General features: G+C 58.3%; 13 protein-coding genes. 9 read left to right on the top strand and 4 right to left on the bottom strand.

Annotated features, from left to right (window positions below; translation table 11 throughout):
• Window positions 1-10 precede the first annotated feature (10 nt).
• The 7 genes from tsaE (at window position 11) to GT003_RS13750 (ending at window position 6,089) form a co-directional block, all read left to right on the top strand.
• A complete protein-coding gene (gene tsaE / locus GT003_RS13780; protein ID WP_161698614.1) occupies window positions 11-493 on the top strand; it encodes a tRNA (adenosine(37)-N6)-threonylcarbamoyltransferase complex ATPase subunit type 1 TsaE in 483 nt (160 codons plus the stop codon).
• A 3-nt stretch (window positions 494-496) separates the two neighbouring features.
• Entirely contained in the window at window positions 497-1,426 is a 930-nt protein-coding gene (gene tsaB, locus GT003_RS13775) for a tRNA (adenosine(37)-N6)-threonylcarbamoyltransferase complex dimerization subunit type 1 TsaB (RefSeq protein WP_161698612.1), read from the top strand.
• A complete protein-coding gene (rimI, locus tag GT003_RS13770; protein ID WP_161698610.1) occupies window positions 1,413-1,919 on the top strand; it encodes a ribosomal protein S18-alanine N-acetyltransferase in 507 nt (168 codons plus the stop codon). The genes tsaB and rimI overlap by 14 nt, the downstream gene beginning before the upstream one ends.
• Window positions 1,900-3,030: a tRNA (adenosine(37)-N6)-threonylcarbamoyltransferase complex transferase subunit TsaD gene (tsaD, locus tag GT003_RS13765; protein ID WP_239565777.1), complete on the top strand. Its 1,131-nt coding sequence runs from the start codon at window positions 1,900-1,902 to the stop codon at window positions 3,028-3,030. Before rimI ends, tsaD begins: the two co-directional genes overlap by 20 nt.
• 325 nt (window positions 3,031-3,355) lie before the next feature.
• Window positions 3,356-4,474 carry a galactonate dehydratase gene (gene dgoD, locus GT003_RS13760; RefSeq protein ID WP_161698608.1) on the top strand — a complete coding sequence of 373 codons (1,119 nt, stop codon included), beginning with the start codon at window positions 3,356-3,358 and terminating at the stop codon, window positions 4,472-4,474.
• A gap of 28 nt (window positions 4,475-4,502) precedes the next feature.
• Window positions 4,503-5,276, top strand: coding sequence for an SDR family NAD(P)-dependent oxidoreductase (locus GT003_RS13755; protein ID WP_161698606.1), 774 nt, complete (start codon window positions 4,503-4,505; stop codon window positions 5,274-5,276).
• Window positions 5,277-5,303: 27 nt separating this feature from the next.
• Window positions 5,304-6,089 carry an MBL fold metallo-hydrolase gene (locus GT003_RS13750; protein WP_161698604.1) on the top strand — a complete coding sequence of 262 codons (786 nt, stop codon included), beginning with the start codon at window positions 5,304-5,306 and terminating at the stop codon, window positions 6,087-6,089.
• A gap of 141 nt (window positions 6,090-6,230) precedes the next feature.
• On the opposite strand, the gene GT003_RS13745 is transcribed toward GT003_RS13750, so the two are convergent.
• From GT003_RS13745 to GT003_RS13730, 4 genes are read right to left on the bottom strand one after another with little or no spacing between them, the layout of a single operon-like run.
• Window positions 6,231-6,998: an ABC transporter permease gene (locus GT003_RS13745; protein ID WP_161698602.1), complete on the bottom strand. Its 768-nt coding sequence runs from the start codon at window positions 6,996-6,998 to the stop codon at window positions 6,231-6,233.
• Window positions 6,998-7,759, bottom strand: a complete 762-nt coding sequence (locus GT003_RS13740) for an ATP-binding cassette domain-containing protein (protein WP_161698600.1) — start codon at window positions 7,757-7,759, stop codon at window positions 6,998-7,000. Before GT003_RS13740 ends, GT003_RS13745 begins: the two co-directional genes overlap by 1 nt.
• A gap of 39 nt (window positions 7,760-7,798) precedes the next feature.
• On the bottom strand, window positions 7,799-8,668 hold the full coding sequence (locus GT003_RS13735) for a pentapeptide repeat-containing protein (RefSeq protein WP_161698598.1): 870 nt from the start codon (window positions 8,666-8,668) through the stop codon (window positions 7,799-7,801).
• A gap of 12 nt (window positions 8,669-8,680) precedes the next feature.
• Window positions 8,681-9,010, bottom strand: coding sequence for a PadR family transcriptional regulator (locus tag GT003_RS13730; protein ID WP_161698596.1), 330 nt, complete (start codon window positions 9,008-9,010; stop codon window positions 8,681-8,683).
• Window positions 9,011-10,079: 1,069 nt separating this feature from the next.
• Between GT003_RS13730 and GT003_RS13725 the strand changes: the two genes are divergently transcribed.
• Together GT003_RS13725 and GT003_RS13720 are read left to right on the top strand one after the other, a co-directional pair.
• Window positions 10,080-11,684 (top strand): 2-isopropylmalate synthase, encoded by a 1,605-nt coding sequence (locus tag GT003_RS13725; RefSeq protein WP_161698594.1) that lies wholly within the window; start codon window positions 10,080-10,082, stop codon window positions 11,682-11,684.
• Between the two features lie 40 nt (window positions 11,685-11,724).
• Window positions 11,725-12,171: an HIT family protein gene (locus GT003_RS13720; protein WP_161698592.1), complete on the top strand. Its 447-nt coding sequence runs from the start codon at window positions 11,725-11,727 to the stop codon at window positions 12,169-12,171.
• Window positions 12,172-13,189: the final 1,018 nt, after the last annotated feature.

Raw genomic sequence — 13,189 nt, 5'->3', positions numbered from 1 at the left:
GCGTTAAGGGATGAGCGAGACCTTCGAAATCATATGGGACGCCGCGGACGAGTCGGATACGGTTCGTCTCGCGGAGACGCTGGCGGGCTGGGCCGCGCCGGGAACGGTGCTGGCGCTGGACGGCGATCTCGGAGCCGGCAAGACGAGATTCTCGCAGGCTTTTGCCAAGGGAATCGGCGTACCGGGCGTGGTGAACAGTCCCACGTTTACGATTATTAAAGAATATAAGGGCGCGCAGCTGCCGCTCTATCATATGGATGTGTACCGGCTGTCGGAGCCGGAGGCGGACGAGCTGGGCCTCGACGACTACTTCTTCGGCGATGGCGTGACCATCGTGGAATGGGCGAGTCTGATCGAGGCGCTGCTCCCGCCGGACCGGCTGCAGATGTATCTCGCGCATACGGGCGGGGAGACGCGCCGGATTACGATTACCGGCATCGGCGAGCCTTATGCGGCCTGGTGCCGGCAATTACAGGGAATGGGAGCTAGGTAGCACATGGGTGAACATACAACGGAGGGCGGTCCGGACGGGCTGCTCGTGCTTGCGGTGGATACGTCGACGGCCGCGCTGGCGGCTGCGCTGACGCGCGGCGGCGAAGTGCTGAAGGAAGTGCTGTCCCTGGCGGAACGCAATCATTCCGTACATACGGTATCGACGGTTCAGACGATGCTGGCGGAATGCGGCGTGAAGCCGGAGGAACTGGACGGTATCGCGATCGGCCGGGGACCGGGCTCGTACACGGGCATGCGCATTGCGGTTTCGCTCGGCAAAACGTTAGCCTGGGTCTGGAACAAGCCGCTTGTCGGCGTCTCCAGCCTGGAGGCGCTGGCATACGGCGCGCGGCAGCAGGACAATCGCGAGAACGGCGACGGTTCGATCTCGGAAGCAGCAGATAGGCTAGCGGCTGCAAATAAGCAGGCAGTCAGCCAGCTGCCGCGCTCGGATCAGAACGCAACGGGACCGGTCTGGGTCGTTCCCATTATGGATGCGAGAAGAGGCCAAGTGTATACGGCTTCCTTCGAGACTGGAACGGCTGTACGCGAGGGAGCATGGAAACGGCTGGCCAAGGACGGCATCCGCCTGATGCATGACTGGGTGGACGAGCTGGCGGCCGACGTCGATGCGTCCGATGCCGCGCAGCGTCCGGCCGCCATCTGGATAGCCGGCGAGCTTGAGAAGCATGAGGCGGAGGTCGATCGGCTGCAGGCCATCTGCCCGGGCGTTCAAGTCCGCAAGCTGCCGGTCTGGCTGGAAGGACGAGCCGTTGCCGCGCTTGGCGCGGCGAGACTTGCCGCAGGCGAGAGCGACGACGTGCACGCGTTCACGCCGAATTACACGCAGCTGACGGAAGCCGAAGTGAAGCTGCAGGAGAGAACGGCGAAGCAAGCCGCAGCGGAAGGAGCTGTTTCTGATGACGCCCATTAACCAAAGCCGCCTTGTATTTCGTGCCATGACGATGGACGACGTGCCGACGATCGTTGCCATCGAGCAGGAATGCTTCCCGACGCCCTGGACGGAAGAGGCGTTCGTGAACGAGCTGACGAACAATCACTTTGCCCGATATATGGTGATGGATTACGAGGACCATGTGATCGGCTATGCCGGCATGTGGACGATCATGGACGAGGCGCATGTGACGAACGTGGCCGTGCGCGAAGCATACCGCGGGCAGGGGCTCGGAGAGCGGCTCATGAAGGAGCTGCAGCGGACGGCGCTTCTGTTCGGCGCGCGCCGCATGACGCTGGAGGTGCGCGTGAGCAACGAGGTCGCGAAGCGGCTGTACGCGAAGCTGGGTTTCGAGCCGTCCGGCATTCGGCCCGGCTATTATTCGGACAATATGGAGGATGCCCTCATCATGTGGGCGGAGCTGCCGGAGTCCATTGAAGTGGAGTATTCGTATGACGAAGAACGTAACTAGCGAGGCCAGCGTGATGCATCCAATGAACTCGGCGGGCGAAACTAACGCAACCGCCCTAACAAAGGCGCCCGGCGCGCCGCGTACGACCAACCCGGCGAACGAACTCATTCTCGCCGTAGAGACGAGCTGCGACGAAACCTCGGTCGCCGTCATCCGCGGTGGCAAGGAAATTTTATCCAACGTCATATCCAGCCAGATCGAGACGCATCGCAGATTCGGCGGCGTCGTGCCGGAGATCGCGTCGCGCAAGCACGTGGAGTCCATCACGATCATCATGGAGCAGGCGCTGGCCGAGGCCGGCGTCGCCTTCCGCGACCTGTCCGCGATCGCGGTGACGCAGGGTCCGGGACTCGTCGGGGCGCTGCTTGTCGGCATCGTCGCTGCCAAAGGCCTGGCGATGGCACTCGGCCTGCCGCTCATCGGCACGCATCATATCGCCGGCCATATCTATGCCAACGAACTCGTGCACGAGATGATCTATCCGTGCCTGGCGCTGGTTGCATCCGGCGGGCATACGGAGCTGGTGCTGCTCGAGAGCGAAGGCAAATTCCGCATTATCGGCCGCACGCGCGACGACGCCGTCGGCGAAGCGTACGACAAAGTAGCGCGGACGCTGCATTTTCCGTATCCCGGCGGGCCGCATATCGACCGGCTGGCGCAGGAGGCGGAAGAAGAGATCGTGCTGCCGCGCGCCTGGCTGGAGCCGGACTCGTACGATTTCAGCTTCAGCGGTCTGAAATCCGCGGTGCTTGCCAGCATCAATACGGCCGCGATGAAAGGCGAGACGATCCGCCAGGCCGCATTGGCCCGCGGATTCCAAGCTTCCGTCATCGACGTGCTGACGACCAAGGCGCTGCGTGCCGCCCGCGAATTCGGCGTCAAGCAGCTGCTTCTCTGCGGCGGCGTGGCCGCCAACGGCGGCTTGCGCGCGGAATTGACGGCGCGCTGCGCCGATGCAGGCATTCCGCTGCTCGTTCCGCCGCTCAGGCTTTGCACCGACAATGCCGCAATGATCGGCGCCGCGGCGCATCTGAAGTGGACGCGAGGCGAGTTTACGCCGCTCGACATGAAGGCGGAGCCGGGGCTTTCGCTGGAAGAATGGTCGGTTTGACCGATACCGGATTCCATGCTGTAAACTGATTCGACTGGATTCGTCGATGTTCATCCTGCAAGCGCAGCGCATACGCGTTGCGCTTTTTTCGTTTGTCTATTTTCGTTTGTCTATTTCATTTGTTTTTTCGTTCGTCTTTCTCCTCCTCAAGGAATTTGCGGTTACCTGTCGAAAGAACAAAAGGAATGCCCGGCAGAGCAGGCTTGAACCATGGCTAACGCTGATCGATTGCGTTAAGCGGCAATAAGACGGACTCGCAATCGAAAGCGGTCTCAACCCGGGAATTCGTACTCGGCGTCAACCCATACAAGGAGGCCACATGTCCATGCGCATCAGCAAAATCGAATTGTTCCACTTGAAGCCCCGCTTGACGTTCCTGAAAATGTCGACCGACGAAGGCATCGTCGGCTGGGGAGAAGCGATCGTCGAAGGACGGTCGCGCACGGTCGAAATGGCGATCAAGGAGCTTGAGCCGCATCTGATCGGCCAGGATCCGCGACGCATCGAGCATTTGTGGCAAGCGATGTACCGCGGTACGTTCTATCGCGGAGGTCCGATTCTGACGAGCGCCATCAGCGGACTGGAGCAGGCGATGTGGGACATTCTCGGCAAATCGCTGGGCGTGCCGGTTTATCAGCTGCTCGGCGGCGCCGTTCGCGACCGGATTAAGATGTACCGGGGAATCGGCGGCTCGACCGCGGAAGAATCCAGCGCCAATGCCAAACGTTTGAAAGAGCAAGGCTTCAAAATGATGAAGACCGGCATCGAAGCGATGGCGCATGTCATCGAGACGCCGGCATGGGTGACGAAGCAGGTGGAGCGGGTCGAAGCGATCCGCGACGCGATCGGCCCGGACTGCGATCTCGGCATCGACTTCCATGGCCGGATCAGCCCGGCGCTGGCGGTTCGCCTTTGCAAGGAGCTGGAGCGCTTCAACCTCGCGTTCATCGAGGAGCCGTGCCTGCCGGAGAACGTCGACACGATGGTGACGATCGCCCGCTCGACGACGACCCCGATTGCCACGGGCGAGCGGCTGTTCTCCAAGTGGGCGTTCCGCGAAGTGCTGGAGAAGCAGGCGGCCGCGATCGTGCAGCCGGATCTGGCGCATTGCGGCGGTATTCTGGAAGGCAAGAAAATCGCGGCGATGGCAGAGGTTTACTATGCCGGCTTCGCGCCTCATAACCCGCTCGGCCCGATCAATCTGGCCGCGAGCATTCAATTGTCGGCCAACGTGCCGAATTTCGTTTCGCAGGAGCATGCCGAAGTGGGACACGGGTATTTGAAGAATCCGTTCGTGATCAAGGACGGTTACATCGACATTCCCACGGCTCCGGGACTCGGCATCGAAGTGGACGAAGACGCCATTCAGGACAAGCTGTATGACGGCGATTGGGATACGCCGCGCTGGTTCCACGAAGATGACGGGTCCGTTGCGGACTGGTAGGACTACGACAGCCGAGGAGAATGCACAGATGCAGGATAGAGTAGCGATCGTGACCGGAGCGGCGAGCGGAATCGGCAGAGGCATTGCGGAGGTCCTGCTAAGGGAAGGCTGCCGCGTCTCGGTGCTCGATTGGAACGAAGAGATCGGGAGCCGGGCCGTGCTGGAGATGACGGAGGATCGCGACCGCGTCCGGTTCATTCGTACGGATGTCTCGCGGGAAGCCGATATTAGCCATGCCGTTGAGCGGACGGTCGCCCAATGGGGCACCGTCGATATATTGGTCAATAACGTAGGCACGCATTATCATAATTCGGTGGAAAGAACGACTGCGGACGACTTCGACAAAGTGCTGACGACGGACCTGAGAGGACATTTTCTCGCCATTCAGAACGTGCTTCCCTTCATGAAGGAGCAGGGACGGGGATCGATCGTCAATATCGCCTCCGTTCATGCGCTGCAAACGCAGCCTCATTTCTCCGTCTACGCGGCAGTCAAGGGCGGCGTCGTCTCCATGTCGAGAAGCATTGCGCTGGAGTATGCGCCCTTAGGCATTCGCATCAACACGGTGCTTCCGGGAATGACGCGCAACAGCAACGTGGATCGTAGGATGGCTCCTCTGAACGAGAAGGAGAGGGAAGATCTGGAACGCAAGATGGCGCGGAATATTCCGCTTGGGCGCATTGCGGAAGCCGCGGAGATCGGGGAAGCGGTCGCTTTCCTGGCGAGCGACCGGGCGTCCTTCATCACGGGCTCCACCTTGGTCGTGGACGGCGGCGAGTCGAGCCATCTGTCTTGGAGATAACGTTCGAAGGAGAGGGCGGGGGCGAAAATGAACGACTGTCTGCAGCAATTAGAAGCGGTTCCGATTTCGGAGCGGGACTCGGCGTGGGTGTGGCTGGGACAAGGCGGCTTCGCATGGCGCTTCGGCAGCCGCGCGACGATCGTCATCGATCCGTATCTATCCGATACGGTCGAGCAGCAGGACGGGTTGACCCGTCTGGCCCCGGCGCCGATTCGGCCTGATCGGCTGCGAGGCGACCTGCTGCTGATCACGCATGATCACTTGGATCATTTCGATGAGCCGTCGGTTATCCACGCGGTGCGGCACGCCGGCATGAAAGTAGCCGGACCGGGATCGGTGCAAAAGCATTACCGCAAGCTGGGGCTGCCTGAGGATGCATTCATGCGCATCGATCAAGGCGAAGAATTCTTGTTCGGCGGCGTCCGAATCCGTGCGGTCTACGCCGAGCACAGCTCGGGCGACGGCGAATGCGATGCGGTCGGCTTCGTGCTCGACCGCGAAGGCAGCCGCATTTACCATGTCGGGGATTCGGAGTTGACGGACGAGCTGCTGCGCATCGCCGGCGAGCTGAAGGCGGATTGCATCGCGCTTCCGATCAACGGGCGCTGGGGCAATATGAGCGCGCAAGAAGCTGCGGAGCTGACGGTAAGATCCGGCGCGGGCACGGCCATTCCGATGCATTTCGGGATGTTTGCCGAGAATACGGCGGACCCGCAGTTGTTCGTGGATGCGCTGCAGGCTGCCGATAAGGGGAAGATCAGGATTCGGATTCCTGAGCTTGGCCGCGTGCAAGTCTTTGCCCGCGGCGAGTAAGGAACCGCTCCCCCGTGCGCGAGCAACCGCATAGAAATGCAAAAAAGCAGCTTCAAAGGTCTGATCGGACAGGTCGATCATTCCATTGGATGCTGCTTTTTTCGCTGCTTGCTAAGTGATCAATAACGGCCATGCTTAATGTCACACTCTCTTTTTATGCACCCGCATGGCGATGAAATAGGCTGCGATCAGAATTCCGACGCACCACGCAAGCGCGACCCATATATCGTTGCCCACCGGCTGCCCGGACAGCAGCGCGCGAATGGCTTCCACGATGGAGGTCACCGGCTGGTTCTCGGCAAAGGCGCGAACGACCTTGGGCATCGAATCGGTCGGCACGAACGCCGAGCTGATGAACGGCAGGAAGATGATCGGGTAGGAAAAGGCGCTTGCGCCATCGACGGATTTGGCGGATAGTCCGGCAATCGCCGCGACCCAGGTTAATGCCAGCGTAAACAGCGCGAGTATGCCGGCTACCGCCAGCCATGACAGGATTCCCGCGGATGAATGAAAGCCCATGATCAACGCGACGGCAATGATGACGACAAGCGAGATGGCATTGGATACCAGCGAGGTCAGCACATGCCCCCACAGCAAGGTGGAACGCGAGATCGGCATGGTGTGAAACCGCTCGAAGATGCCACGCTGCACATCGGTGAATAATCGGAAAGCCGTATAGGAGATGCCGCTGGCAATGGCAATCAGTAATATGCCGGGAAGCAGGTAATTCACGTAGTTATCGGTTCCGGTCTCAATGGCACCGCCGAAGACATAGACGAACAGCAGCATCATCGCGATCGGCATGATCGTGACCGATATGATGGTGTCCATGCTGCGGGAAATATGGCGCATGGAGCGCCCGAGCATGACACCCAAATCGTTGAAAAAATGATGTTTTACCGTTTCCATCATGCGCCCTCCTTCTTGCCGATGATGGAGAGGAAGATATCCTCCAGCGACGGCTGTTTCTCCACGTATTCCACTTTTGCCGACGGGAACAGCTTTTTCAACTCCGCAAGCGTGCCGCTGGCGATAATTCTGCCCTCGTGCAGAATGGCGATGCGGTCGGCCAGCTGCTCCGCCTCTTCGAGATACTGCGTGGTGAGGAGTACCGTCGTGCCGCCGTCGGCCAGCTCCTTGACGATCTTCCAAACCTCGATGCGCGCCTCGGGGTCGAGTCCCGTGGTCGGCTCGTCGAGGAAAATAATCTGCGGCTTCCCCACGAGGCTCAAGGCGATGTCGAGCCTGCGGCGCATGCCGCCGGAATACGTCGACGCTCTGCGGTCGGCCGCGTCCGTCAGGCCGAAGCGTTGAAGCAAGTCTTCCGCGACCTGACGCGGATTTTTGAGGTAGCGCAGCTTGGCGATCATGACCAGATTTTCCCGGCCGGTCAATATTTCGTCCACGGCGGCGAATTGCCCGGTCAGACTGATCGCCTGCCGCACGTGGTCGGCTTTGGACGCCACGTCGTATCCGTTGATCACGGCGGTTCCGCCGTCCTGCTTGAGCAGCGTGGTGAGGATGCGGACAACCGTCGTCTTGCCCGCCCCGTTGGAGCCGAGCAGGGCGAAGATGCTGCCCTTCTCCACCTCGAAATCAACGCCCTTCAGGACTTGATGCTGCTTGTAGGCCTTTCGCAATCCTTTTACTTGAATCGAATGATTGGACACCGCTTTCTCCTCCTTAAGCGTAGCTTCTCATGCAAACCCTTATCGAACCGTCACCTTGGACAAATTTGCTCCCATGCCTTTAAGCGCTGCGAAAGTCAGTTTATCCATGACCGCGTCGTCGAAGTTGATGGTTTTGATCGAGCGGTAATATTTATTGGTCAGCGAGAAATACGCCTGGAAAGACACGTTCTTGAGCGTGGCGCCCTGGAACGAAACATTGTTCAAGGCCGACTTGTCGAACTTAACGCCGATAAAGGTTTGCCCGTCGAATCGCAGCCCGCTCAGATCGGAGCTTTCGAAGACCACGCCGTCAAAGATGCATCCTTCAAAGGCGGTTTTTCTCAGATCGGTCTTGGTGAGCTTGACGTCGGTCAGCTTGACGCCCGTGAATGCGGCGCCGTCCAGCCCCGAAACGCTGAGGTTGGTGCGGACGAGGATCGATCTATTGAAGCTCGCATTGGAAAGGTCGTTGGCGGATAGGATGCAGTCGGTCAGATTCGCGCCGTCGAAATTCGCATCGCGAATGTCGCTGCTCTTGAACGAACTTCCCGTCAAGTCTGCGCCGGCAAAGTTGGAACCGCGCAGCGCGCTGGCATTGAATTGTCCTTTATGCGCAACCACGCCCGCAAAATCGCTCTTGGCCAAATCGCTCGCGCTGAGGTTCGTGACGACCTGCCGCTCCAGCGACCGGGAGAGGTTCGCGACCTCCAATACCGTCTGCTCGATGTCGCCGATGCTGTCGATGGTCATCTCGAACGCGGTTTCATCGTCCTTGCCTTCGGCTTTCAGTTCGCGGTACCGCTCCTGCAAATCGGAAAGCAGGTCGGCCTTTAATTCCGTGACGCTCTTCACTCCGTCATACGCTGCGAAAACACCGTTCAGGTAATTCGTTAATTTTGGATTCGTCATCGTAATCGCTCCTTATAATAAGTTTTCTAGTACGCGCTGGGCATACTCCCAGTTGCTCTTGTTGCGGGCGTAGGTTTCCTTGCCCTTATCGGTAATCCTAAAATACTTGCGTCTTCCGCCTTGAGACTCATCGCCCCAGTACCATTCGATATCGCCGTCCGTCTCCAGACGCCGGACGCTGGAGTACATCGTGGCTTCCTTTAACTCGTACTCGCCGCCTGAACGCTCCGCAATCAGCTTGACGATTTCGTATCCGTAGCGGTCCGCTTCGGACAAGATCCTTAAGATCATCGTATCCGTATGTCCGCGAAGCAGGTCGGATGTGATTTTGTTCTCGCTCATCTCATCACCTCCATGTCTGTATAATACGACACACTACTATGACTGTCAAGGTAGTGTTATAAATAAATTACTTTTCCTGAAATGCTGCCTATTCATTCCGGAGCTTCGCCTGTTCGATCCGTTCACGAATGTTCTATGGAAGGGCAGTCAGGCACCGTAGACGCTGCGATTTTCAACATTTTGTTATTCTGAATTGACAGACGATTTATGTCGGCATATAATAAGCAACAACACTTCAAACAACGAAACGCGAAGAACAGGAGCAGTAAAGCGAATGCCGGGAACAGAGAGCTGCGGGTTGGTGCAACGCAGTCGAAGGCAGCTTGAACCTCGCCTGGGAGCGGAATGGCGGAGAGAGTTTCAGTGACGGCCGAAGGCCAAGGCTGAAGGAAGCTCGCGTACGCTGTTACGGTTAACCGCCGTGATCCGGTGCATGACCTTCGATTTCTAGGGTCGTTTGTCATGCTTAAGGTGGACGGTTGCTCTTATCCGAGAGAATCGTCAACAAGGGTGGTACCGCGCCGGACTTCACAGTCTGTCGTCTCTTGCATAAAGAGACGGCAGGCTTTTTTGATTTTTCAGGCGGCTGTCGGCAGTGCGGGTTTCGAGAATCGAAGTGGCGACGACTAACGATTACGTACACATATAGCAGAACAACGCGTTGAACAGGAGCAGTAGGAGAAAGTCCGGGAATCAGAGAGCTGCGGGATGGTGCGACGCAGACGAAGGACGTCCGAACTCGCCTGGGAGCGGAACGAGAGAATGTCGAGGCATCGTCCTGTCGGATGACAGGATGATCGGCCTTGATCCTATCCCGTTACGGTTAACCACCGTCATCAGGTGCAGCGAATGCCGGCGGAACTGCCGGGCGCTAGCTGCGTAAGCGGGTCCGGACGGCATCGTCCGGACAACTAGAGTGGTACCGCGGCATGCCTAAGAAGCCTGTCGTCTCTTGAATTCAGAAGAGACGACGGGCTTTTTCCATTGTTCAGCAAGAACATGGAGCCGTGAACCGGAAGCCGAGAAGACGCGAAACATAACCCATATCGAATATCAGGAGGAATTAGTCATGAACCAATCCCAAGTCAATGGAAGTGCCAATCAATCGCAGGATCCATCCAATCGCATCATCCGCATCTTCGATACGACGCTGCGCGATGGCGAGCAGTCCCCCGGCGCGACGCTGCGTCCGGAGCAGAAGATCGTCATCGCCCGCCAGCTCGCCAAACTGGGCATCGACGTCATTGAGCCGGGCTTCCCAATCTCGAGCCCCGGTGAATTCGCGGCCGTGCAGCAAATTTCCCGCGAGCTGCAGGGCGTGGAGATCGCCGGCTTCGCCCGCGCGATTCGCGGCGATATCGACGCGGCCGTGAAGGCGACGATGGATGCGGCGCGCAGGCGTCTGCATCTGTTCATCTCCTCCTCGGACATTCATCTGGATTTCCAGCTGAAGAAATCCCGCGAGCAGGTTGTGGATATCGCCCGCCAAATGGTCGCTTACGGCAAACAGTTCGTTGACGAGATCGAGTTCTCCGCGATGGATTCCAGCCGCACCGGCCGTGAATTCGTCATCGAGATGGTGGAAGCCGTCATCGCGGAAGGCGCGACGATCATCAACCTGCCGGATACGCTCGGCTTTGCGCTTCCGGAAGAATACGGCGCCATGTTCCGGGCGGTCAGGGCCGGAGCCCGCGGTGCCGACAAGGTGCAGTTCAGCGCGCACTGCCATAACGATCTCGGCCTCGCGGTCGCGAACAGCTTGGCTGCCATCGCAGCCGGTGCCGACCAAATCGAAGTGACGGTCAACGGGATCGGCGAACGTGCCGGCAACTGCTCGCTCGAGGAGCTGGTCATGGCGATCGAGACGCGCAAATCCGTCGTTGGGGCAGAGACCGGCATCGTCATGGGCGAGATTTACGAGACGTCCCGGATGGTAAGCCGCGCGATGAATTTTCCGATTGCCTATAACAAGCCGATCGTCGGTCGCAATGCCTTCCAGCATGAATCCGGCATCCACCAGGACGGCCTGCTCAAGAACCGCAACACTTACGAAATCATGGATCCCGAAGCAATGGGCATTCCGCGCAGCATGATCGTACTCGGCAAACACTCCGGCCGCCATGCCATCAAGCACCGTCTGTCGGAATTCGGCATCGAGCTGAACGAGGAGCAAATGCAAGACGTCTACGATCGTTTCAAGGCGAAAGCCGACGAGCTCAAAATCGTACCGGATGACGTATTGGTTCGCCTCGCCAGCGAATCGACGGATCAGCAGCATGATCCGTACGTACTCGTCGATCTGCAAGTATTAGCCGGCACGCAGCGTTCGCGCATCGCGTCCGTGACGATTCGGGAACGCGAAACGCAGGAGGAAGGCACCTTTACGGGAACGGGCACCGGGCCGCTCGAAGCCGTCATCCACTGCCTGCAGCAGGCGATTCCGGTGGGAGCGGAATTCGACGATCTGGAGCTGCATTCCCTGTCGACGGGCGAAGACGCGCGCGGCGAAGCGGTCGTGAGCGTGGTGCATGACAATCGTCGGTACACCGGGACGGCCGTGCACAACGATATTATTTTGGCCTCCGCACAGGCGTATGTTGCGGCATGCAATCAGCTGATTATGAGCATCCAGGCGAGCGGCAGTGAATCGCATAAGGAAGCGAAGTCCAGTTAAGCTCGGAGCTGGCTAATGACCAGGGGAAGGGCCGATATCCATGGAAGCGTGTTTTATTTGCAAGAAGCATCGAGATGCCGCCGCTCAATCAGACGTTATTTATGAAGATGATTATGTACGTGCAAGTCTGATGACGGCCCGAGCGGAAGAGCGGCTTGCGTATCTGGGATATGCGGTGGTGGAAACCAAGCGGCATGCGCCAGGACTCGGGGACTTGAACGCGGAGGAAGCCAGGGCGGTCGGCGAGACCATGAACCGGGTGAGCGCCGCGCTGAAAGAAACCCAGTCCGCTGAGCATGTGTATGCTTTCGTCCAAGGCGACGGCGTTCCGCATTTTCATATCCACCTGGTCCCGCGATATGCCGGAACGCCGCCTGAGTATCGGCATCCGATGAATCTGGTGCACTGGCCGGATGCAAAGCGGGGCGGACACGAAGCGCTGCAGGGGATTCGGGAGGCGCTCCAGGCGAGACTGCATGGCAGCTAGTCGTCAGCGAGGAGCAGGAAGAGGCATGAGCTCCCGAGCGTGCCGCCTCTCCGAATCGAAACGAGTATCGATGAAGAAACGAGTGTAGATGAAGAAACGAAGTGGTTGGCCTCTGCTCGAATTGAGGAACCCAAGCATTTTCGTTAAATGCGAAGAACCCTGAATGGCGCTTGGTTAAGCGGCTTCAGGGTTCTTTTTGTTCATTTGACGCGGGCATGCAAGTGGTCGCCATCCGAAGCCGAGTGGTTGCGTTACTATATGGAACATGGTGTGCGAAGCATGAGGCAGGCGCGCACCGTTCGCCGGTGAACCCGTTAGTCTTCCAGCACCCAGTTGGAATTCCGAGGTGGATTGCCCAAAAGCTGCAGTGGAGCAGCATCTGATGCTAAATGAGGCTGGTTAGGCCTGAAAAGCTGCCCAGGATCAGCATTTGATGCTAGATGAGGCCGGTTGGGCCTGAAAAGCTGCCCAGGAGCAGCTTTTGATGACAAAAGAGGCCGGTCGGGCCTGAAAAGCTGCCCAGGAGCAGCAGTTGATGCTAAATGAGGCCGGTCGGGCCTGGAAAGCTCCTGTTCCGAGCCAAGCAGTAGTTGGTGCACCTCATCTGCCATCTTATTTCGGCAGTCGGATGAGAATTGTCCCCCGTTCGCTTCCGGCCTGAGTAATCGAGGCTTCTCAACAGCCTGCAAATGGGCGTTACATCCCCATTTCTCTTTGTCCACAACGATATCCACAGCGCATATTTAAGTTGTGTATAACCGTAAAAAACCCGCCAAACATGCGCAGATGCGATGTGCATAAAAGTCGGATAAGTTTTTCACAGCCAACCTGTGGATAATGTGGATAATGGGAATAAACTTGGCAGCTTTCAATGGACGTGAAAGGGAATATTAAAGAAACGGTAAATTTATTCGTCTTTTTTGCTTGAATAGGTGCCAGAATTGCCGCACAATTCTTCCACTGCTGTGGATAAACCTGTGGAAAACGGGGATAGATCATGGAAAGGCATCTCTAGGAA

It is taken from the genome of Paenibacillus sacheonensis (genome assembly GCF_009909195.1).
GTDB classification, from domain to species: Bacteria; Bacillota; Bacilli; order Paenibacillales; family Paenibacillaceae; genus Paenibacillus_Z; species Paenibacillus_Z sacheonensis.
Note: the sequence above shows the minus strand (reverse complement) of the source record. Positions and strands in the feature narration are given on the sequence as shown.

Coding starts and splice junctions, on each gene's coding strand:
- tsaE (WP_161698614.1), top strand. CDS start 11: ATGAGCGAGACCTTCGAAATCATATGGGACGCCGCGGACGAGTCGGAT.
- tsaB (WP_161698612.1), top strand. CDS start 497: ATGGGTGAACATACAACGGAGGGCGGTCCGGACGGGCTGCTCGTGCTT.
- rimI (WP_161698610.1), top strand. CDS start 1,413: ATGACGCCCATTAACCAAAGCCGCCTTGTATTTCGTGCCATGACGATG.
- tsaD (WP_239565777.1), top strand. CDS start 1,900: ATGACGAAGAACGTAACTAGCGAGGCCAGCGTGATGCATCCAATGAAC.
- dgoD (WP_161698608.1), top strand. CDS start 3,356: ATGCGCATCAGCAAAATCGAATTGTTCCACTTGAAGCCCCGCTTGACG.
- GT003_RS13755 (WP_161698606.1), top strand. CDS start 4,503: ATGCAGGATAGAGTAGCGATCGTGACCGGAGCGGCGAGCGGAATCGGC.
- GT003_RS13750 (WP_161698604.1), top strand. CDS start 5,304: ATGAACGACTGTCTGCAGCAATTAGAAGCGGTTCCGATTTCGGAGCGG.
- GT003_RS13745 (WP_161698602.1), bottom strand. CDS start 6,998: ATGGAAACGGTAAAACATCATTTTTTCAACGATTTGGGTGTCATGCTC.
- GT003_RS13735 (WP_161698598.1), bottom strand. CDS start 8,668: ATGACGAATCCAAAATTAACGAATTACCTGAACGGTGTTTTCGCAGCG.
- GT003_RS13730 (WP_161698596.1), bottom strand. CDS start 9,010: ATGAGCGAGAACAAAATCACATCCGACCTGCTTCGCGGACATACGGAT.
- GT003_RS13725 (WP_161698594.1), top strand. CDS start 10,080: ATGAACCAATCCCAAGTCAATGGAAGTGCCAATCAATCGCAGGATCCA.
- GT003_RS13720 (WP_161698592.1), top strand. CDS start 11,725: ATGGAAGCGTGTTTTATTTGCAAGAAGCATCGAGATGCCGCCGCTCAA.